At 58.2% G+C, this 20159-nt stretch carries 16 protein-coding genes and 1 CRISPR repeat array; of the genes, 11 read left to right on the forward strand and 5 right to left on the reverse strand.

From position 1 onward, the window contains the following. Positions 1-117: 117 nt before the first annotated feature. Positions 118-3522, forward strand: coding sequence for a C39 family peptidase (locus TTER_RS02570; RefSeq protein ID WP_012874472.1), 3405 nt, complete (start codon positions 118-120; stop codon positions 3520-3522). Between the two features lie 1403 nt (positions 3523-4925). Here TTER_RS02570 and TTER_RS16190 read toward each other — a convergent pair. Then, the gene (locus tag TTER_RS16190) at positions 4926-5048 is read right to left on the reverse strand and encodes a hypothetical protein (protein WP_277422773.1); all 123 of its coding nucleotides are present in this window, start codon (positions 5046-5048) and stop codon (positions 4926-4928) included. 99 nt (positions 5049-5147) lie between these two features. On the opposite strand from TTER_RS16190, the gene TTER_RS15540 reads away from it, so the two are divergent. From TTER_RS15540 to TTER_RS02590, 3 genes are all read left to right on the forward strand, one after another. Further along, the gene (locus tag TTER_RS15540) at positions 5148-5381 is read left to right on the forward strand and encodes a hypothetical protein (protein ID WP_148211873.1); all 234 of its coding nucleotides are present in this window, start codon (positions 5148-5150) and stop codon (positions 5379-5381) included. 487 nt (positions 5382-5868) lie between these two features. After that, complete coding sequence (locus tag TTER_RS02585; protein WP_041424315.1) at positions 5869-6153, forward strand: hypothetical protein; 285 nt, start codon at positions 5869-5871, stop codon at positions 6151-6153. Beyond that, entirely contained in the window at positions 6150-6521 is a 372-nt protein-coding gene (locus TTER_RS02590) for a hypothetical protein (protein ID WP_041424316.1), read from the forward strand. Before TTER_RS02585 ends, TTER_RS02590 begins: the two co-directional genes overlap by 4 nt. A gap of 692 nt (positions 6522-7213) precedes the next feature. Here TTER_RS02590 and TTER_RS02595 read toward each other — a convergent pair. After that, positions 7214-7489, reverse strand: coding sequence for a hypothetical protein (locus TTER_RS02595; protein ID WP_041424317.1), 276 nt, complete (start codon positions 7487-7489; stop codon positions 7214-7216). A 418-nt stretch (positions 7490-7907) separates the two neighbouring features. Beyond that, positions 7908-8096 (reverse strand): hypothetical protein, encoded by a 189-nt coding sequence (locus TTER_RS02605; RefSeq protein WP_012874478.1) that lies wholly within the window; start codon positions 8094-8096, stop codon positions 7908-7910. Between the two features lie 162 nt (positions 8097-8258). Here TTER_RS02605 and TTER_RS02610 point away from each other — a divergent pair, with 162 nt between their 5' ends. Both TTER_RS02610 and TTER_RS02625 read left to right on the forward strand, forming a co-directional pair. Next, positions 8259-8540 (forward strand): hypothetical protein, encoded by a 282-nt coding sequence (locus TTER_RS02610; protein WP_012874479.1) that lies wholly within the window; start codon positions 8259-8261, stop codon positions 8538-8540. Between the two features lie 1318 nt (positions 8541-9858). Continuing rightward, a CRISPR array of direct repeats spans positions 9859-10986; the repeat unit is 29 nt; unit sequence ATTGTCCCCACACGCGTGGGGGTGAACCG. A gap of 230 nt (positions 10987-11216) precedes the next feature. Next, positions 11217-12680: a sulfatase family protein gene (locus TTER_RS02625; RefSeq protein ID WP_012874481.1), complete on the forward strand. Its 1464-nt coding sequence runs from the start codon at positions 11217-11219 to the stop codon at positions 12678-12680. A 43-nt stretch (positions 12681-12723) separates the two neighbouring features. Here TTER_RS02625 and TTER_RS02630 read toward each other — a convergent pair whose 3' ends face one another. Then, on the reverse strand, positions 12724-14790 hold the full coding sequence (locus tag TTER_RS02630; protein ID WP_012874482.1) for an ArnT family glycosyltransferase: 2067 nt from the start codon (positions 14788-14790) through the stop codon (positions 12724-12726). Between the two features lie 79 nt (positions 14791-14869). Here TTER_RS02630 and TTER_RS14545 point away from each other — a divergent pair, with 79 nt between their 5' ends. The 3 genes from TTER_RS14545 to TTER_RS02645 all read left to right on the forward strand — a co-directional run bounded on the left by TTER_RS14545 (position 14870) and on the right by TTER_RS02645 (position 17674). Further along, positions 14870-15523 carry a response regulator transcription factor gene (locus tag TTER_RS14545; protein WP_012874483.1) on the forward strand — a complete coding sequence of 218 codons (654 nt, stop codon included), beginning with the start codon at positions 14870-14872 and terminating at the stop codon, positions 15521-15523. 166 nt (positions 15524-15689) lie between these two features. Continuing rightward, positions 15690-16064, forward strand: coding sequence for a DUF6220 domain-containing protein (locus TTER_RS02640; RefSeq protein WP_012874484.1), 375 nt, complete (start codon positions 15690-15692; stop codon positions 16062-16064). Then, positions 16064-17674, forward strand: coding sequence for a multicopper oxidase domain-containing protein (locus TTER_RS02645; protein WP_012874485.1), 1611 nt, complete (start codon positions 16064-16066; stop codon positions 17672-17674). The genes TTER_RS02640 and TTER_RS02645 overlap by 1 nt, the downstream gene beginning before the upstream one ends. A gap of 42 nt (positions 17675-17716) precedes the next feature. Here the strand turns inward: TTER_RS02645 and TTER_RS02650 are convergent, their stop codons facing one another. Next, the gene (locus tag TTER_RS02650) at positions 17717-17929 is read right to left on the reverse strand and encodes a hypothetical protein (RefSeq protein ID WP_012874486.1); all 213 of its coding nucleotides are present in this window, start codon (positions 17927-17929) and stop codon (positions 17717-17719) included. A gap of 256 nt (positions 17930-18185) precedes the next feature. Here TTER_RS02650 and TTER_RS02655 point away from each other — a divergent pair, with 256 nt between their 5' ends. Beyond that, complete coding sequence (locus TTER_RS02655; RefSeq protein ID WP_012874487.1) at positions 18186-19373, forward strand: S1C family serine protease; 1188 nt, start codon at positions 18186-18188, stop codon at positions 19371-19373. Positions 19374-19458: 85 nt separating this feature from the next. Beyond that, positions 19459-20130 carry a YceI family protein gene (locus TTER_RS02660; protein ID WP_012874488.1) on the forward strand — a complete coding sequence of 224 codons (672 nt, stop codon included), beginning with the start codon at positions 19459-19461 and terminating at the stop codon, positions 20128-20130. The last annotated feature ends 29 nt before the right edge of the window (positions 20131-20159 follow it).

The following is a 20159-nucleotide window of genomic DNA, read 5'->3' on the forward strand; positions in this document are numbered from 1 at the left end:
TGCCTGTGCATGAACGCTACATTACCCTGTAAAGTGTAACATTTACGTATTTTTTACACTTTTGGGCCTACACATGCCTGAAAGCTATTGCTGTCTGGAATGGAGGGATGTCTGCTTATGATGAGGGATAAATGCTTGTCGTGCAGGAGAGTGCTTAGAGGTGTTTATCACCACAGCCACCTCAAGCGCGTGCACCTGCTGTGGTTGCCGGCACTGCTGCTGGCTGTGCTCCTGGTATTTGGGGTGCGCTCATCAGCCAGTGCGGCGGGCGACTCACAGTCTCAGGCTGCCGCCACCGCTCAGCGCCTGATATCAAAGATCTCTGACAGGGTCGGTGGGGCATCAGTCGGCACCCCGCAGCTGGTTTACAACCCCGATGGACGTACGCCCGCCTACTATGTGGTCCCTATAGTTCGCAGTGGAGACGTAGTGGGCCTAATAGGTGTCTCGCCCGACGGTGGCAAGTGGCAGTGGTACACCACCAATTACGCTCCTACGGGCTTCCCGCAGACCAGCAGATCGCGCGCTGCGTCGATGCTGGGCACCTCCGCAGCTTCACTGAAGCTGGTAGCTGGCAGGGACAACCGACTCTACTGGCAGTCTCCTGATGGCAGAGCTCTGGATGTCGACAGGCCATCCAGGCAGGGTACGTCCGTAACTCTGCAGGCACAGGGGGCTGGAGCGACCTATGATGCCAGGCCCGGCAAGTACTCTGAACTGGAAGTACAGAAGGCCAAGCGCAGGGCTACGCTCTCCCCTCAGAGCACCGAGGCCGATACAGGGAGCGGTACCCTCCCCACAAGGTATAACCTGGATGTTCCACATTACTACCAGGAGAACAACTACTATTGTGGCCCAGCATCCCTCGAGATGATCTTTGACCTGTACGGACCTGATATCAGCCAGTACGACATCGCTGATGCCATGCCTGCCAAGGACTGGGGAAGCTGGAGCGGTGCCTTCTCTGATGACCTGGTCAGAGCTGCTCGCTTCAGCTACATCAGCAAAGCGGTGCTGGATCCCAATCTGCAGGGTTACAAGCAGCGCCGGCTGGGATACGCCGCCATACAATACTTCTGGTCTTACTATGGCACCAGCGATCCTGACTACCCCAACCGCTACCGTGACCTCAAGAGACTGATAGTAGCAGGCTACCCAGTCGTGGTCCTCACCTGGTATGACAGTCGGCACATCACCGGCCACTTCAGAGTGGTCAAAGGCTACGACGACTCGACCGATGAGTTCATAGTGCATGATCCCTGGTACACAGCCCCATACTATGGCCCGGACGTGCACTTCAACCAGGAGTTCTTCGTAGATAACCTCTGGACCAAGTTCAAGAGGTGGGCAGCCCTTATCACCCCATGGCAGGTGAGCGTCTCAGCTCCACGGACTGTGCAGGGTGGCAGCACTTTCAAGGTAACCGCCACAATAACCTACCCAGCCATAACACCGCTTACTGGCTGGGCACAGGTGAGCAACAGCGTTGCGACGATCCTGCTCCCCAGTGGATTTACCACCGATGATGCTACCCAGGGCTTGCCCCAGGTAACCTACAGCGGTACCTCGCAAACTGTTACCTGGACCGTCACTGCTCCGGAAGATTTTGAAGGCCAGGCCAACATCCGGGTGACCGCCAAGGGGCTCATATCCAGCTCCAGCACGTCTTACCCTTCGTACAGTGACTGGATAGGCGGCATGGGCGGCGACACCATATATGTGAACCAGCCGCCTGCGAGCGTGTCTGTGTCGCCTTCCAGCCTCAGGTCCGGTCCAAACCAGTATCAGACGATACAGGCTACCTACTCTGACCCGGGTGGGGCTGGCACCATATCGCGCGCCATGATCCGCGTCAGCGACCCCGACAATCCATCCAACGACCTTCTGGCAGCCTATGACACTGCCACTGGAAAGATCTACCTGCTGTCACCGGATGGCTCCTCGACCCTGTCGACGGCATCTGCAGGCTCCAGCTATACGCTGCAGAGTTCTTATGGCTCGGTGGATCCCAGTAAAACCACAGTGAGCACTTCAGGCAACCAGATGGTCATCACGTGGGCGGTCTCAAGGCCAACTTCGGCTAGCGGCTCCACAAATGTTGTCTACCTGCAGGCAAAAGATAAGTACGGAGCCTCCAGCGGGTGGCAAAAGGAGGGTAGCTGGGTGCTCAACAGTCCAGCTACCGCGGATGCAGTGGCTGACTCAGGAGCGGTCGTATCCCCGGGCAGGACGGTACAGATCCGTGCCACTTACAGCGACCCCGACGGTGCCAGCAACATACGTACCGCACAGCTACTCATCAATACCCAGCTTACGGGTAGCGGCAGCGTCTGGGTAAGATACGACACCGCCCAGAACGCAATGTACATTCGTAGCGGGGACAACACCTACTGGGCTGGCCCCGTCACGCCTGGCAGCAGTCAATCCCAGAGCAATGGTCGAGCAACGCTTCTGGGTGCAAGCAGTGCCGTCTCGAGAAGCGGCAACACACTATACATCACCTGGGGCCTCAACTTCGACCAGAGCTTCAGCGGCAGGCAATACAGCATCTACAGCGTTGCGGCCGACAATTACACCCCAGATAGTGCCCTTCCATGGCTAAAGTTCGGTACGTATACGGTAGATGCCCCTCCAGCAGTAGGAAACGTCACCCCTGGGAGTGGTATCTCCAGCCCCGGCAGGAAGGTTTACTACACCGCCAGCTACAGCGATCCCGATGGGGCCAGCAACATAGCCGATGCCAGGCTGCTCATAGGCACGAGCACGAGCGATACGCGGGCGGTACAGCTCAGATACGATGCTAACGGCAACAAGCTGTACCTGAAGGACGACAACTCCTCTGCATGGCTTGGTGGAGTATCTCCCGGCTCCTCCTCATCCGTGTCGAACGGCCTTGCAACGCTGTTCCCCAACCTGACGACTATCTCCCGCAGTGGCAACACTCTGACCATCAAGTGGGCAATCAGCTACGGGACCGCACTCAGCGGCAGACAATACAATACCTACCTGATGGTACGAGATGACTTTGCACGTGCACAGTCATGGCAGCGCGAGGGAACATGGATCGTCGACAGGTCGCCCTATGTCGGCACTACATCTCCCAGGAACTCAGGCACGAGCAACAGATCCTGGGTAGCCTTCAAGACTACCTGGTATGACCCAGACGGGGCAAGCAACATTCGGCGTGTCACGTTCTATATCAACTCCAGCCCTTCGGGGTATAAGGGGCTCATGGCCAAGTATGAAGCCAACTCTAACAAGCTGTGGCTCAAGAGCGCGGACAACTCCACATGGCTTGGTGGCGTAGCTCCCGGAGCTCCCGACCGCATACGCAATGGATACGTAAGCATAGATCCACCTCGAATCAAAGTTTCCAGCAGCGGGACACAGATGACGATCACGTGGTACGTTTTCTTCACACGCCAGATAGCCGGCAGAAACATGAATATCTATATGTCGATCGTAGACGACTTTGGACGCGCCCAGTCGCCGGTGAAGATAGGCACCTGGTACGTAAGATAATAAGATGCCTGGAACTGCCTGGGCGAGCGCTGAGTTTGCGCTGCCCAGGCAGGCCACCCACCACTGGGTGAAGCTCTTCATGGAGAGTATGGAGAGTGGGCTCCCCGAGCCCCTGGAGGAGTGCCCCCTCCCCCCCGCCCCCCTGCCCCCCCTCCGGGGGACTGCCCCAGGCGGGGTGCCTCTCATGGAGGGGACTCCCCACACCACTCCCCTGTGGATCTTCCACCACGCAGTGGTGAGGGAGTCTTTGTGTTATGGAGAGGGGATCTCTCCAGACCTCTCCCTTGGGGCACCCCAGGGCTGGGTGTATGGGGTATTCATGGAGCAGACTCTCCACACCGCTCCCTCTGTTGGATCACCCAGGGACTGGGTGTGTTAGGGATTCATGAGAGGGGACTCTCCACCCCACTCCTCTGTGGATCACCCAGGGCTGGGTGTGTTAGGGATTCATGGAGAGGAGGGGGACGGGAGTCGCCGCCCCTCCTCTCCATGGCCTCACCACCCCCCACAAAGCTGCACCATAGTGCCATCCAGGGAGGTTGTGGAGAACATATGAGTGCTCTGAGGTGTCCTGCTCTGTCCCAGGGACCCCCTCTCCCCTAGCCCCTCTCCCACCACTGGAGAGGGGAACGCTGGGTGCTGTTTAGGGGATTGGGTCATAGAGTAGGGGTTAATGGAGTTTAGGGATGTGGGTTGGGGATGGAGTTGGAGAGGATGAGGGAGGGTGGCCGACTGAGGTAGTGGGAGGACAAGGGCCACCCCCCTGCTGGAGAGGGACCGGTTGGGGGTGTTAGGGGGTTGGATAAGGGTGGGATTGGAGTGGTGGGAGAGGGTAGTGTTATGACTAATTCCCGATTTCCCGATCCCTTAACAATCGGGAATTCGGGAATTAGGGTGGTGGCGGTGAAAAGGTGATATCCACACTTGCACGGGGCAGTGGACAGCTCTCCAAAGGGCTTGATTGCCCCAGACGCACTCTCCACACTTGCAGGGGGCAACGAGGTTGTGGGATCGCAGCTGCGGAGTGGACCCTTGAGGGGGTAGCAAGGAGGCTTTGGGAGGGATGCGGTGTAGGAATAGGGGTTAGGAAGGTGACTAGCGGGATGGGATGTGGCGACGTGTGGCATGGAGACCAGGGAGAGGGAGCACCCACCCCCTTGAGCACGCGGAATGCTACCAGGGAAGTTAGCATTATGGTAAATTCCCGATTTCCCGGTCCCTTAACAATCGGGAAATCGGGAATAAGGGGACTGCATGGGAGGGGGGTATCCCACGCCTGGGGCATGGGTGGAGGCCCTTAGGGTGGAGGTCATGGATTGGCGGATGGGGAGTTCGGAAAGAGGGAGTGCAGGGTTGGAGATTGGGAGGGGATTGCCTGGATGCACTCGTCCCCTGGAAAGGCACTAGGTGGCGTTGAGAGGCAGGATCCTGGGGATGACCGCAGGGATGGGCTTGAGGTAGTGATGCCTGGCAGGAGTACCTCCCCACAGGGTGGGGACAGTGCGGGCCAGGGGCAGACCAGTCATGACTTATTCCCGATTTCCCGGTCCCTTAACAATCGGGAAATCGGGAATAAGGGGTGTGGGGCTTTGCCTGGCGATGGGTGCAGGGGGGCTATGAGGGTGATGAGGAGGAGACGCCTGATCGAGGCTACTGAGGACTGGGGAACTGACCTTGAGGGGCTGGACACTGGCAGCTTGAGGACCTGTGAAGGAGGTGGAGGGGGTATGTGGTGCGTCGTCAATCCCCTGCCAGGTATGAGAGTGCCCTGCATATGGAGAGTCGGGGGAGGTGTGAGGTGGAGCGCTGGGTACACATCCAGGGCCGCGTTGCCTGGCTTGCAAAGAGTACACTTATGACTAATTCCCGATTTCCCGGTCTCTTAACAATCGGGAAATCGGGAATTGGGGGCGTGGGTGAAGGGGGGAGGTGCTGTGGGCTGATCCGGGCTCTCCCCTGGGCATACCTTGCATGGTGTGATCGAAAGAGGGGGCTGCGCAGGGGCCGACATGCATGGTGTTCTATTTTGTTCTAATATTGTGCCTCCCTGAAGGGGTGTGTGATGTGGGGTGTGTACCCTGAGGTCTTGGGGGGTGGAGGCCAGCCGTGCCTGCCCGGGTGTAGTCCCGGGTGGGAAGTGGTGTAGGGGTGGCTCTATGGCCCTGAGGGTGTGGTCATGGTGTTGCCATGAGCCGGGGAGTGATCCCGCGAACTCGTGGCCTGGAGGGAGTGGCCATGCTATGAGCTGGCAATAACCCTTGCCCTGATGCTCTGTAAGGGGAGTGGTGATGTCATGGGCTCAAGCAATAGCCCGACAAGCTGGTGGCATGGAGGGGGAGTGGTGACGTGATAAGGGGGGAGGTGATCCCTCACGCTCCCCTGCAGGCGTGGGCGGCAACAGTGGCGCAGGAGCTCTCCCATGAGCCCGGCAATAGCCCGCAACCCACAGGGGTGAGGGCTGTCGTTGGGGAGCTTGCACGCCCCTTGGGCAATAGCCCTCACATCACGCCTGGAGGGCATGTCCTTGGCAGGGGTTCCAGGGTACCTCTCGTGCGCGTGCCCGAGGTGCTCGCCTGTACCCCCGAGATCGTTGCCAGGGCCCCTTGCGCATCCAGCAGGGGCGGGGCATGACCTCGGGCACGTGTGGCCTGGTGGTGCTCTTCCAAAGCCCCCTGGGGGCTCACGTGGGGGCGCTGGGGGTGCAGGTGTCCCGCAATTGGGGGGAGCAGGGAGGGGTGGGTACCGCTCTCCTCACCTGCTCCGGGTCGAAGGGAGCTTCCGGGGAGATGGATGCCCTGGGGCTCGTGTGGGTCTTCCTGTGCGCCCTGGCCTCCCAGGCAAGCACGGGAAGATGCCAGGGTCGAACGGTCCCATGTAGACGTCCTGTGCTTTGGGCTTGCCTGGAGCGATGTGGGGTAGGGGGCATGCCTTATGGGGGATACCAGGGGCCCTGTCTCCCCCCGGTCGCTGAGGGCCTGCAAGCTTCTGCCCCGGTGTGAGGACAGGCCTGCCAGCCGCACCATGCTCCCAGGGGGACCCTGAGGACCTGTATGTTTGCACCTCCTGAGGAGGGTATACCCTGGTGTAGTGGAGGCTTGGAGGCAGCACTGGCTGGGTAAGCCACCAGGCTGTGGGTCTTCCTGTCCGGCTCTGGTGGAGGCATGGAGGCAGCAATGTCCTATAGCAAAAGTAGGGCATATATAATATATAATTACTACCCTCCACGTATCCCAGATAGCTGCTGGAACACCTGGCCTTGTGGCCTGACTGGCAGGAGGACCGTGCATCCCAGATACCTCAGATAGCTCCGCACCTCCCAGCACCCCTGCCACATGCCCGGGGGCACCTACAGCCCTGTCTATTTGTGGTCAGGTGGCAACAGGGTGCATCCCCGCCATCCATGCCTGGAGGCATCACCTTGACTCCATGCCGGGAGGCATCCCCTGGACTGCACCTGAGAGTACCACGCAGTCCCGGCCCCTGCAGGTCCCCACTGAGCCACTGCCGGTAGTGGTCTGGCAGAGGCCACAGCCACTAATTCCCGATTTCCCGATTGTTAAGGGATCGGGAAATCGGGAATTTACCATAACACTTACCGTCCTCTATGTTGACCCAATGTACTCTCCCTGTGCCGAACCCTCAGTCCCAACTGCCCCATCACCTGATCTCACGACCACCGCCAGCCGGAAGTCTAGTAGCAGCTTTCATGGCCTGCAAGCTCTGCCTGCCATCCACTCGCCTCCACCCCACCTTCCAGTCCATCATCCCTGCCAGGACCCAACTGACCCCGCGAGTGCCCACTTCCAGGCATCTGGCCCGCTCCCCCCACCGCTCTTATGGCCCCTGCCGGATCCTCAGGACCACGCATGACGCTGCCACCTTCACCGGTAGCGCCCTTCCAGCAGGGGATAGCTCTCACAGCGCTCTGCGCCCCACCTCCACGATCCCACGTGTCCCATCCCTCCATGCAAGACCACAACCACTTATTCCCGAATTCCCGATTGTTAAGGGATCGGGAAATCGGGAATTAGTCATAACATCTATCCTGCCTTGGGGATCGTAGAGGTTGCCTGGCACTCCCCGTGACCACACCCCTCACATGCACAGGCACCCACGGAGCAGGTGAGCAAGCGGGAGGCAGACCCTTCCAGCCCCTATCCCTTCCCCTTTGCCTTCCAGGGTCCCCTGCCCCGGGAGCTGCCCCGAGGCTCCAGCACCTCCCAGCTCCCCCACGTCCCCTGAGGAGGTGGCTCCCGCATATCCCTCCCCAGCCCTGCACCCCCAGCTCACAATCCTCCGAGCCCTTCCCCGCCAATCCATGACCCCCTTCATGTAGCACCCTTCTTCCCGAATTCCCGATTCTTTAGGGACCGGGAAATCGGGAATTAGTCATAAGTGCTCCCTGCGGGCTTGCACCACGGGGAGGTCTCGAGCACCCAGGTGTGAGGCGTGGGCAGATCCTGCCTCCACTCCATAGGCAGTGGACTCCCAGAGCGTACCCTGCCCCTGTAGTCCCTGGTGCCTGCCATGGCCTTGCACTCAAAGCTCCCAGCTGCGCTACCACACAGCCCCACAGCGGCCTCCCCAACAGCTCGCCCTCAGGGATACCCCACACCCACCACCCTTATTCCCGAATTCCCGATTGTTAAGAGACCGGGAAATCGGGAATTTACCATAATGCTGTAGATGAGTGATCCCCCGCACCATGGTGGTAGCATCGCCTGAGGGAAGTCCTCATGACCCTGCGCTCAGGCATCCGTCTGTGGCGTTGCTTCCTGCGGAGCAATCCCAGGGAGTGGGTGGAGGCAAGGGGCACCTCTGGTCCTGCCAGGCTTCAGTCCATCGTGGGACAGGCGGCCTCCTCTGGCCCCGACACCTCACTCCCGGGCCACACGCAGGCCTTGATATATCTACTTCTAATTACTCCTCAGCGCAGGGTCACCTCCAGCCCCCAGGCCCCATGCACCCCTCTCACGACGGACCCTTTCGAAGCAATTCCCGATTTCCCGATTACTTAAGAATCGGGAAATCGGGAATTTACCATAACATCTACTCCCATCGGAAGGCATACCCTGCCCTCACCTGCCTCCAGCGGGCACCCCTCAGGCAGTGAAGCTGGTGGACTGCGGAGGCACAAGGCAGGACTGCTACACCAGGGAGTGACGCGCCATACCAGCTGGCAGCTTTCAGGCAGATCCTGTATGCAGGGAGCGTCTTCCCGTGGCAGGGCACCTCATGCGGGGGTTGTGCCCACTGGTGGGAGCTGCCAGCCAGTGCCGCCATATCCCCTGCAGGAAGGTACACCTCACCAACAGCACACCGACCCCCACACCCCTAATTCCCGATTTCCCGATTGTTAAGGGATCGGGAAATCGGGAATTTACCATAACGCTGGATGACTCCCGCCCCCTGCCCCTCATAGCACACTCCACTCCCTTCCCTGAACCCTCCCTAACCCCTCCAGGCCCCACTCTGCACCGTGATCCCCTCGCCCCTCTCGCCCCCAGGGAGCAGCAACTCGCATCTCTCACCACCCCACCCTCACACTCCCATCCCCAAACTACCCTCCTGGACTCCACTAATCCCTACCCCATATCCCAGTCCCCTGGACACCACTCAGCGTCCCCCTCTCCAGTGGTGGGAGAGGGGCTAGGGGAGAGGGGGTCCCTGGGACAGAGCAGGACACCTCAGAGCACTCATATGTTCTCCACGACCTCCCTGGATGGCACTATGGTGCAGCTTTGTGGGGGGTGGTGAGGCCATGGAGAGGAGGGGCGGCGACTCCCGTCCCCCTCCTCTCCATGAATCCCTAACACACCCAGCCCTGGGTGATCCACAGAGGAGTGGGGTGGAGAGTCCCCTCTCATGAATCCCTAACACACCCAGTCCCTGGGTGATCCAACAGAGGGAGCGGTGTGGAGAGTCTGCTCCATGAATACCCCATACACCCAGCCCTGGGGTGCCCCAAGGGAGAGGTCTGGAGAGATCCCCTCTCCATAACACAAAGACTCCCTCACCACTGCGTGGTGGAAGATCCACAGGGGAGTGGGGTGGGGAGACCACTCTCCATGAGAGGCATCCCGCCTGGGGCAGTCCCCCGGAGGGGGGTGGGGGGGCAGGCGCACTCCTCCAGGGACTCGGGGAGAAATTCCCGAATTCCCGATTACTTAAGAACCGGGAAATCGGGAATAAGGGTTTGTGCCCTTGCATGGAGTGGAGCCTGGGCATGTTGGGGGTATCTTGACAGCCTGGGCGGAGGGTTGTAGAGTAGGGGCTGACTGATACCAAACGGGGTATCTAAACAAAACCCCCAGGTAGAATGCGGAGTTAGCAAGTATTGTCCCCACACGCGTGGGGGTGAACCGGCCTGTAAGCGGACGTGGTGGTCGTGACCACCATTGTCCCCACACGCGTGGGGGTGAACCGCGCGGGCGCGCTGTCGGGGGTGGCGCTGCAGAATTGTCCCCACACGCGTGGGGGTGAACCGCCGGCCCAGCACCTGCCCCCAGCGCTGCAGTGATTGTCCCCACACGCGTGGGGGTGAACCGGGCCCGTGTGCCCGGAGTGCGAGCCCGACGCTATTGTCCCCACACGCGTGGGGGTGAACCGAACAGGACCTGCAGGCGCTCTCGCAGGCCCAGATTGTCCCCACACGCGTGGGGGTGAACCGATGCTGCTGGGATCGCAGGCCAAGAAGGGGAAATTGTCCCCACACGCGTGGGGGTGAACCGTACCTCGCCCGGCTCTGCCCCTCCCGCTGGTAATTGTCCCCACACGCGTGGGGGTGAACCGGCCAAGGCTCAGGGCATGGAGGCAGCCAAAAGATTGTCCCCACACGCGTGGGGGTGAACCGACCTTCACAGCGCCTCCCTGCCCCTCCTGCAGATTGTCCCCACACGCGTGGGGGTGAACCGCGCACGCCCAGCGGATCATGTGGTCGTTGCCACATTGTCCCCACACGCGTGGGGGTGAACCGTCCGGCCAACTCCTCACTCCCGCCCGCCAGGCATTGTCCCCACACGCGTGGGGGTGAACCGGCACCGTGCGGGCGGTGTTTGCCCGCCTGAACATTGTCCCCACACGCGTGGGGGTGAACCGTCCTCACGCGCCATCTCGACGGATTCCGAAGGATTGTCCCCACACGCGTGGGGGTGAACCGCTCACGGCGCCCGTCGGCCTGCGGGCGATGCCATTGTCCCCACACGCGTGGGGGTGAACCGCAGGGCGCGGGTCCAGGCGGTAGCCTCGCGGAATTGTCCCCACACGCGTGGGGGTGAACCGATGCACGCCCCCGTGCGCACGGGCTACCTGCGATTGTCCCCACACGCGTGGGGGTGAACCGCAAACTCGACTGGGAGAACTACATATATGTGCATTGTCCCCACACGCGTGGGGGTGAACCGCTCACGGCGCCCGTCGGCCTGCGGGCGATGCCATTGTCCCCACACGCGTGGGGGTGAACCGACGGTGCGGGCGTGATCTGTGCAGCTTTCATCCCTCCCCTGGCAGCTCACTAATGCCCCATTAGAGAGCGGGAAAGTTCCCCTGGCCACTGTGGACGGGTGGCTGTTATCCCGGTTACAGCTGCATCTCCAGTCAGGATAATACGGATTGTCTCCGGGGCGTGCAGTAGCCATTGTGTTAGGATGTAAGCACGCCGATTGATCTGTGGAACGACTTGAAGGGGGGTGCTTATGCGTGTGCTCTATGTAGATATAGATAGCCTGCGTCCTGACCATCTGGGCTGCTATGGCTACCACAGGAATACCAGCCCAAACATCGATTCGCTGGCTCGCGAGGCGGTGGTCTTCCAGAACTGCTACATCTCCGATGCTCCCTGCCTGCCTTCACGCACTGCTCTGTGGAGTGGTCGCTCTGGTTTTCATACTGGCGTGGTCAATCACGGTGGAGTTGCCTCCGAACCATTTCGTGAGGGCCCGAATCGCGGCCACCGAGACCTGTTCGACAGGACAGGCTGGATGGCTCTGCTGCGCAGCCTCGGCATGCGCACCGTCACCGTTAGCTCCTTTGGTGAGCGACATTCCGCATGGCACTGGTACGCTGGCTTTACTGAGATCTACAACCCTGGGAAGAGGGGGATGGATGTCGCTGATGAGGTTACCCCTGTCGCGGTTGACTGGCTCCAGCGCAATGCCCAGTCCGATAACTGGTTCCTGCACATCAACTACTGGGATCCTCACACTCCCTACCGCACACCTGTGGAGTTCGAGAATCCCTTCGAGGGTGAGCCTCTGCCCAGCTGGCTGACGGAAGAGGTTCGCCAGAGGTGCTGGGAGGGCTATGGTCCACATAGCGCACAGGAACCCTCTGGCTGGGGTCAGGAAGATTTTCATCTCAGGTACCCAAGAGTTCCCGCCCAGATCGATTCCATGGAAGCTGTCAGGATGTGGATAGACGGCTACGACGTGGGTGTCAGGTATGCGGATGAGCATGTGGGCAGATTGCTGAGCGTGCTGGATGAGCTCAGAGTCCTGGATGAAACGGTCGTCATCATAGGTGCTGACCACGGCGAGAACCTGGGGGAGCTAAATGTCTGGGGAGATCACCAGACGGCGGATCAGTTCACCTGCAGGGTGCCGTTGATAGTCCGCTGGCCTGGTCTTACGAGCTCTCCGCGTGTGGATAGAGCACTGCATTATCAGTACGACTGGGCGGCTACGCTCCTAGAGTTGTTGGGAGGGCAGGTGCCGGATAATTGGGATGGCACGTCCTTCGCTGAAGCCTTCAGATCCGGGACAGAAGCTGGCCGTCCATACCTTGTCATAAGCCAGAACACCTGGTCCTGCCAGAGATCAGTCCGGTTTGATAACTATATCTGTCTGCGCACCTATCATGATGGCTACAAGCAGCTGCAGCCTCTGATGCTGTTCGACCTCTCCCGGGATCCTCATGAGGAACATGACCTGTCGGGTGAGATGCCCCAGATAGTCGACCGTGCTATGGGGATGCTGGAGCAGTGGTACAGCGATATGGCCGCTACCAGCCTGCATGATGTCGACCCGATGATGACGGTGCTGCGGGAGGGTGGTCCCTACTACACCCGAGGAGAGCTACCTGCCTACATCGAGCGCCTGAGAGCGACAGGTCGTCCCCACCACGCGCAGGCATTGGCTGCCAGGCACCGGGCGGAGCTTTGATGTACTGGTGAGTCACGGCTGATAGAGGGTGGAATAGTCGAACTCACCTGCCGGGCTGGGGAGTGGTTGAGCTGTAAGCCCATCTCCATATCTCCTGGTACTCGGCTTTGCCTTCCGGGGTGAATTGTTGAAGCGTCATGCCGTTAGGTAGCGCGAGCACTATCGCCAGCTCGGAGTTGTCACCGGCCGACTCGGCTGCGCACTCTCCAAGGCGCTCGAGCGTGGAGCTATCAAGGATAGTGGGTACCTCCGTCGCTTTGCCCAGCTTGAGGCCATTGCGCCTGAGGACCACGTGTGTTAGCTGGATGTCCTTGTGCTCTTCCGGGCTATACAATGTGACGGTACGGTAGTACGACAGATCAAAGAGTCCTGTCCGCAGCATGGATCTTACCAGCGCGTTGTTCCCAGGGTAGGAGTTGGCCCTCAGCGGGACGACTATGTATTCCGCATCCGCAGCTGACATCTGACGCAGCACCGCCGCAACCGAGAGATACCGGAAGGAGCAGTAGTACTGGCTGTCTAACCACACCGGCGTGGTGAGCCTACTATAGCTGCGGTTCAGCAGCTTACCGATCTTCACACGTCGTATTTGTAGTGGCACCCACCTGTAGTCCCTGGCCGTCAGGAAGGCGGTCAAGTTGAGCTGGTGCGACGCCTTACGGTCGTGTGTGGCGATGACCAGCGACTCCCCCTCGGGCACGTTGTTAGATAGCCATCGATAGAGGGCCATCTCTGCCTGCACGTTCGTCTCCCATATGTTATAGCCCTCTGGAGGAGAGGTAAGAGCCCTGACTTGCGATGTGCCGGTCAAGGTCAGCAGTGCCACGAGCATTGCCAGGCTCAGGGCCCCTGCCACCTTGCCCACGAATTGGTTATTGTCCCGCAGGAGGGTAATCGCTCTCCTTGCCAAAGTGAATATCACTGCCGCGATCGCTATGTAGACCAGAGCCTGATAGACCAGCCACTGACGAGGCGCAAGCTTGATAACCATCAATAGCAGGGCCAGCGGCGTCCACAGGAACATGTAGTGGGTGTAGACCACCCAGGATGGTTTCTTGGCGAACGACTGTCTGAGGGCGAACACATAGGCCAGAGGTACGAGTATCCACAAATGAAACTCCGGGCGCAGCACATCCCATATATAGCTCCAGGTACTGGTATTGTAGACTTCGCCCTCAGCGCCTCTGAGCAGCATCCAGCTGACCGCTAACACCCAGCATCCATTGACGACTCCTGCCGCGCCCTGCCGGTAACCAGCCAGTCGGTAACCTGATAGGTCGTACCAGGTGGCCTTCAGGCGCAGCCCGCGCCGGCTCAATACAACTGCCACCAGGATACACGCCACCAGCAGGAGGGGGATGTATACGATCCACTCCTGCAAGCGAAATCGTAAGAGCGTCTCCTGAGTGCTGGAGAAGAGGTATATCTCCCTCACCTTCAGCCACACCCACACCCACCACGGGGCACAGGCGATCGCCGCGGCCGCGTAGTGCAGCACGAGCCATCTGAAGCCTCTGCACATCAACAGGCAGTAGATAATGCCCACAGGCAGGAGTACCATTGCCGTCTCCTTCGTAAGGACGGCCAACGCAAGCAGTAGTCCCGAGACTATAGGCTTCCAGGCCCTGGGTGACTCCACATCGGACAAGATTATGGCCAGCTGCAGCAGGACGAACGTCAGCAGCAGGCTATCGACCGTGAACGCGTGCTCCAGGTGTCCCGAGATACCAAGGAAGCTCCACAGGAGTGCCGCCAGGCAGCCTGCCCAATAGCCGCTCAGCCGCGATGTGATCAGGAATATGATCAGTGGGTTAGCCAGAGAGAGTAGTTTCATGCCCCAGGCAACCTGCATGGGATCGTTACCCAGAAGCATGCTCAACGTGCCCACTACGAACGGCAGCACTGGACCGCGCAGCGGCATTGGCAGTTGATCGAAGACCGTGTAGCCTCTGCCTGACAGGAGGTTGAACCCCTGCAGCAGATACCAGGCACTATCTGGCCGGATTATCATGTACTTGCTGAACCAGTAAAGAGGTAGGATCGATGCCCCCAGGATTATGGCTAATGGTAAAGCTCTGTAGGCCAGCTTTTTCAAAGACGTGTTCGGCATAAATGTCAACTGCCTTTTGGCACTATAATAAGGATAACTTTTTCGGTCTTATCTTATAAATTTACCCTTAAGGAATGTTATGACCTCAAACGGCATACGTACTTTAGATCTGGCTCTGCTTATAACTTATATCCTCCTTACCGGGCTGGTAGCCGTTACTCTGGCGCCCCTTTCCAGCTTCTGGTGGATCTTCCCCCTCTGTGCCACGGCGCTGCTGCTAGCAATTTTATTGGGTGCTAGAGGGAGATCAACAGGCAAAGACCCTGTCACCATGGCCAGGATAGTCAGGATTCTTCATCAGAGTAGCACAATTACTCCCGCTCAGCTTGCCTCATCTACCGGGATGTCGCTTAAAGATTCCCGGTCTGTGCTGGAGTCCCTGGTGGGAGAGGGTGTGCTTGCTCGTTCTGAGACCGACTCTGACCTCTACCTAAGGGCTTATTATCCAGCTGCTGAGACGCTGGAAAATCGTGTCAAACCCCAGTATCTGCCGGAGGCACCACCTGCCGCAGGCCAGACTCAAAACCAGGATCTGCTGGAACCCCTGAGCGAACGCGAGCTTGAGATCCTTTCCCTCATGGCCTCTGGTCATACCAACAGCGAGATAGCGAGGGAGCTGTACGTTGCAGTTGGCACCGTCAAAAGTCATGTAAATAACATCTACAGAAAGCTGGGTGCCAAGAACAGGGTAGAAGCTCTCTCCCGCGCCCGAGAGCTCGGACTCATCAGATAAACCTCCATCAATCCGCATTTCAACCCCTCTAAACCACCGAAATCTACCCTTTGGTGGATTATTTGCCAACCGGTTCATTCGCTAGCATGCCACCGAAAGCTGCCTGGTTCGTTGGGGCTGCTTTCCTCGAACTAATCTCGTAATAAATGGGAGGCAAGCTGCGAATATGTCACGTGTAAGTGCGGTGCTCTATAGCATCCTGATATCGCTATTTACGCTCTTCGTCCTTTTACAGGTGTTCTTTGCAGGGCTGGCGGTCTTTTATACCCCCGTGTACTGGACCTGGCACATCACTCTTGTGCATGTGTTTGAATGGATCCCTCTGTTCCTTATAGTGTTCTCCCTGTTAGGGCGTATGTCTGCCTGGGCCAGGTTATCCTCCATAGGTTTATTCCTGTTGCTGATAGTGCAGTACGCAACCGCCAACATAAGAGAGGTCCCCTTCATCTCGGCCTTGCACCCTGTGAATGCGTTGATGATATTCCTGATAGCCATTTTGGCTACCTACTCTTCGTGGCGCGAAGTTCTGGGAGGGGATTGATGAGCGGCGCGAGGCTCTCCCGCAGGCGGTTTATGAAGATGGGGGCTATAGGAGCAGGGGGGCTGCTTCTGGCCTGCTGTGGAACCTGTTGTGGTGTGGCCAGGCTTGCTGACAGGTTCTTCGATGTCGGCCTGACAGGCACCCGCTTGCAGAGCCGCATCCCTCTCCCCAGGGAGTTTGAGAATCCTCTGCCGATACCTCCTGTCCTGAGGCCGGTCAGGCGAGATTCGGATACGGATTACTATCGAGTAGTCCAGATGCCCGCCAGTGTAGAGATATTGCCTGGCTCGCGGACAGAAATATGGGGGTATAACGGTATGTTCCCGGGGCCGACTATCAGGGCTACGAGTGGCAGAAAAGTGGTGGTTACGCATCAAAACCGTCTGCCCATACCTACCGTGGTGCACCTCCATGGAGGTAAGACGCCACCTGAGCATGATGGCTATCCAACGGACCTGGTTCTCCCCTCAGGCCAGTCACATATACATCAGCTTGAAGGACATAGCCTCAGGGTCATAGGACACGGCGAATACTCGTATGAGTATCCCAATCAGCAGCCGGCTGCCACCCTCTGGTACCACGATCACCGGATGGATTTCACCGGCCCACAGGTTTACAGGGGGCTGGCAGGTTTCTACCTGCTTACTGATGACCAGGAGAGATCGCTGCCTTTGCCGTCGGAGGACAGGGATATCCCGCTCATGATCTGTGACAGGTCTTTCGACGAGGATGGATCTCTTATGTATCCGTCGGTTGACCCATCCCTGATGGGGCAGCCCGGAGTCGTCAACGAATACATGGATGGGGTGTTGGGAGACGTCATCCTGGTAAACGGAGTTCCCTGGCCTTACATGAACGTCTCTCGTGTGCGCTACCGGTTCCGTGTACTGAACGCTTCTAACGCCCGAAGGTACAGGCTTGTGCTCGACCCACCGCCCCCCGAAGGTTATTCTTTCACCCAGATAGGTAGTGATGTCGGGCTCCTGGAATCGCCTGTAAGACTGCACAAGTTGGAAATAGCGCCGGCCGAGAGGTACGATCTGATCGTCGACTTCTCAGCCTACCAGTCAGGGGATGTGATAACCCTGAGAAATGAGCTGGGCAATGGCAAGACCGCCTTAGTAATGCAATTTAGAGTCTCTGGGAAAGCGGATGAATACAGTCAAATCCCATCAAGGCTGTCCGAGATCGAAAGGCTGGCAGCTTCAGATGCCTTGGTAAGGAGGAGGTTCGTCTTTGCGCGTGGTGTGGCTCGCAACAGCAGCCACACATCTGTAGCCCCCGTAGCTATGTGGACCATCAATGGTCAGCCATTTGATCCGATGAGGATAGATGCAGATGTAGAGCTTGGTGCCACGGAGATTTGGCGTATCACCACTAATGTCCACCACCCAGTGCATCTACACCTGGCTCATTTTCAGGTGCTGAGTCGCAACGGTGGACCCCCCGGTCCTTACGATGCAGGCTGGAAGGACACGGTGGACATGGGCCAGGGAGATACTGTTGAGATCCTTGCGCGTTTCGACGGCTACAAGGGCAAGTACGTATTCCATTGTCACAACCTTGAGCATGAGGATATGGCCATGATGGGGAACATCAGAGTCAGTTAGTATATGAGTATGGAGGTGGGGGCCACAGGCCCCCACCAGGCTCTAGGAGAAACTGGATAGAGGCTCGCTCGGAGCTATAGTCTGGGCGTTGACCTGCAGGTTCTCCTCCTCGTAAGAGGAGCGCACGAACTCCACCCTGTAGCTCCTGGACTCAAGGGCAGTTATGGACTGCACCATCCAGCCCTCGACTGTCAACCTGTTTATCCCTCTGTCCATCTCGTTACGATTAGAGTACATGACGATTCTCTTCTGCATATCCACTCCTTTCTGTCATACCTTCCTGAAACCTTATCTACTCCCCATTGTCCGCACACAACCTAAGGAACAGGTCTGGATGCAATAAGAGGCTGGTAAGAAAGTCAGTAGCAATTAACAAGCCAAGACCCCTGAAGTTTTCCTTCTTACCGGGCGCTATTTCTTACGTTTTTCTTATCCAGGTATTAGGGTCGTCTGATTTGCCTGGGATACATTTGAACTAGACGATCAGGAACACACAATGGAGGCTAGAATCATGAAAGGCAGCATCAGGAGATTGCTGTTGGTGCTGGTTATGTTGCCCCTGCTAGCGGCATGCCAGTTTGCACCAGCAACCACTGGTAGTACCACCGTTACACCTACGGCGACGTCCGTGGCTTCAACCAACACAAGCAGCTCGAGCAACGGCAGTACTGGTAATCAGCTCTACAGCCTGACCAGCGCTACGCTCAATGTGCCCCAGCTGGTGCAGGAAGTAAAGGATGGGGTCGTTGAGATCATCGCCCAGCAGACATCCGATGGCAGTTACATAAGGGGTATCTCTCAAGGATATGCGACCGGCTCGGGGTTCATCATAGACACTCAAGGGCACATACTGACCAACAACCACGTGATAGAAGGCGCTGATAAAATCACGGTTGTGCTGCCGGACAACAGGATACTCTCGGCCAGGCTCGTAGGGGCCGATCCCACCACGGACCTGGCAGTGCTGAAAGTCGAGGCTTCTAACCTGAAGCCTCTGCGGCTGGGAGATTCCTCCAAGCTGCAGGTGGGTGAGCCTGTAGTGGCTATAGGTAATGCTTTGGGCCTGCCGGGAGGCCCTACCGTCACCACCGGTGTGGTTTCAGCTCTCAACAGATCTGAAGAGGAGCCTATATCAGAGCAACCTGGTTACTACCCGGGAATCACCCAGACGGGCAACAGCCTGTTCGGGCTTATACAGACCGATGCTGCCGTGAACCCTGGCAATAGCGGTGGCCCCCTGCTCAACATGCAGGGCGAGGTAGTGGGTATAAACACCCTGGGGCAGCGCAGCACTGAGTCGGGGGTGACGGTTGAAGGTATCAACTTCGCCATACCTATAAACACCGCCAAGAGAGTGGCAGATGAGATCATACGCACAGGTAAGGTGGTATACCCCTACATCGGGATAAGAACGCAGTTCCTGTATCCTGAGGTATCAGTTATAGAGAACCTGCCTCATGTGCTGGGCCAATACGTCGCGAGCGTCGAGCCTGGTACCCCGGCCGAGAAGGCTGGCCTGCGCAGAGGAGATATAATAATCGCCATAGATGGCCAGAGAATCACCAACGAGAGCATGTTCGTGGAGCTCCTGAGGGAGCACAAGCCTGGAGATAAGATAACGCTCACTATAAGGAGGGATGGCAGGACGATTACCAAAGAGGTAACGCTCACCGAGCGGCCATCCAGCTTGTCAGGCTAGTAAACCTGTGCCATCAACGGGGGTGGTGGCTTCAGCGTCACCACCCCCTTTACCATATAGGCAAAAATGGTTTGCAGGGGGATAGATGAAGAGGTTAGTTGCACTATTGTCGGTGGTCATGCTGCTCATAGCAGCAGTGGCTTATAGCTACCTTAAGCCCACAGCAGCACCAAGTGGGCCCATAACCGCTGATCCCGTGTCCACGCCTTCCGGGGATACTGACGCCCGCGTATTCACCATCAGTCAGGATGGCTCCCAGGCCAGGTTCATCATAGATGAGGTTTTGAACGGCTCTCCCAAAACGGTCGTGGGAACCACCAACCAGGTAGCAGGGCAGATATCCATAGATCCGAACGACGTATCATCCACTCGTGTGGGCACCATACGCATCAACGCCCGTACTTTCCAGACAGATAGCTCGCAGAGGGATCGAGCTATCCAGAACAGGATCCTGGAGACCAGCAGCTATGAGTTCATAACTTTCACTCCCAGAGAGATCACTGGCCTGCCAGGCGATCCTGCCATCGGCAGAACCTACAACCTCAAGGTCACAGGTGACCTGAAGATCAAAGATGTATCCAGGGAAGTAACTTTTGATGTTACCGTCAAGCCCGAGAGCCAGAGCAGGCTAACTGGTAAGGCAACGGCCACTATCAAGTATGCCGACTGGGGAATAAGCATTCCTCAGGTGCCGTTTGTGGCCAATGTGTCGGATGAGGTCCGCCTGGAACTGGATTTTCTGGCAGTATCCTCATAGAGCTGGTTGCTTCGTGTACAGATATGCCT

This window comes from Thermobaculum terrenum ATCC BAA-798 (assembly GCF_000025005.1).
Taxonomy (GTDB): domain Bacteria; phylum Chloroflexota; class Chloroflexia; order Thermobaculales; family Thermobaculaceae; genus Thermobaculum; species Thermobaculum terrenum.

What these genes read in the sequence shown, in the direction of transcription:
- TTER_RS16190 (WP_277422773.1), bottom strand. Translation starts at nt 5,048, where the DNA reads ATGACTGGTCTGCCCCTGGCCCGCACTGTCCCCACCCTGTGGGGAGGT.
- TTER_RS02655 (WP_012874487.1), top strand. Translation starts at nt 18,186, where the DNA reads ATGAAAGGCAGCATCAGGAGATTGCTGTTGGTGCTGGTTATGTTGCCC.
- TTER_RS02595 (WP_041424317.1), bottom strand. Translation starts at nt 7,489, where the DNA reads ATGGAGGGATGGGACACGTGGGATCGTGGAGGTGGGGCGCAGAGCGCT.
- TTER_RS02645 (WP_012874485.1), top strand. Translation starts at nt 16,064, where the DNA reads ATGAGCGGCGCGAGGCTCTCCCGCAGGCGGTTTATGAAGATGGGGGCT.
- TTER_RS15540 (WP_148211873.1), top strand. Translation starts at nt 5,148, where the DNA reads ATGAGGAGGAGACGCCTGATCGAGGCTACTGAGGACTGGGGAACTGAC.
- TTER_RS02610 (WP_012874479.1), top strand. Translation starts at nt 8,259, where the DNA reads ATGACCCTGCGCTCAGGCATCCGTCTGTGGCGTTGCTTCCTGCGGAGC.
- TTER_RS02625 (WP_012874481.1), top strand. Translation starts at nt 11,217, where the DNA reads ATGCGTGTGCTCTATGTAGATATAGATAGCCTGCGTCCTGACCATCTG.
- TTER_RS02660 (WP_012874488.1), top strand. Translation starts at nt 19,459, where the DNA reads ATGAAGAGGTTAGTTGCACTATTGTCGGTGGTCATGCTGCTCATAGCA.
- TTER_RS02630 (WP_012874482.1), bottom strand. Translation starts at nt 14,790, where the DNA reads ATGCCGAACACGTCTTTGAAAAAGCTGGCCTACAGAGCTTTACCATTA.
- TTER_RS02650 (WP_012874486.1), bottom strand. Translation starts at nt 17,929, where the DNA reads ATGCAGAAGAGAATCGTCATGTACTCTAATCGTAACGAGATGGACAGA.
- TTER_RS02640 (WP_012874484.1), top strand. Translation starts at nt 15,690, where the DNA reads ATGTCACGTGTAAGTGCGGTGCTCTATAGCATCCTGATATCGCTATTT.
- TTER_RS14545 (WP_012874483.1), top strand. Translation starts at nt 14,870, where the DNA reads ATGACCTCAAACGGCATACGTACTTTAGATCTGGCTCTGCTTATAACT.
- TTER_RS02570 (WP_012874472.1), top strand. Translation starts at nt 118, where the DNA reads ATGATGAGGGATAAATGCTTGTCGTGCAGGAGAGTGCTTAGAGGTGTT.
- TTER_RS02590 (WP_041424316.1), top strand. Translation starts at nt 6,150, where the DNA reads ATGACCTCGGGCACGTGTGGCCTGGTGGTGCTCTTCCAAAGCCCCCTG.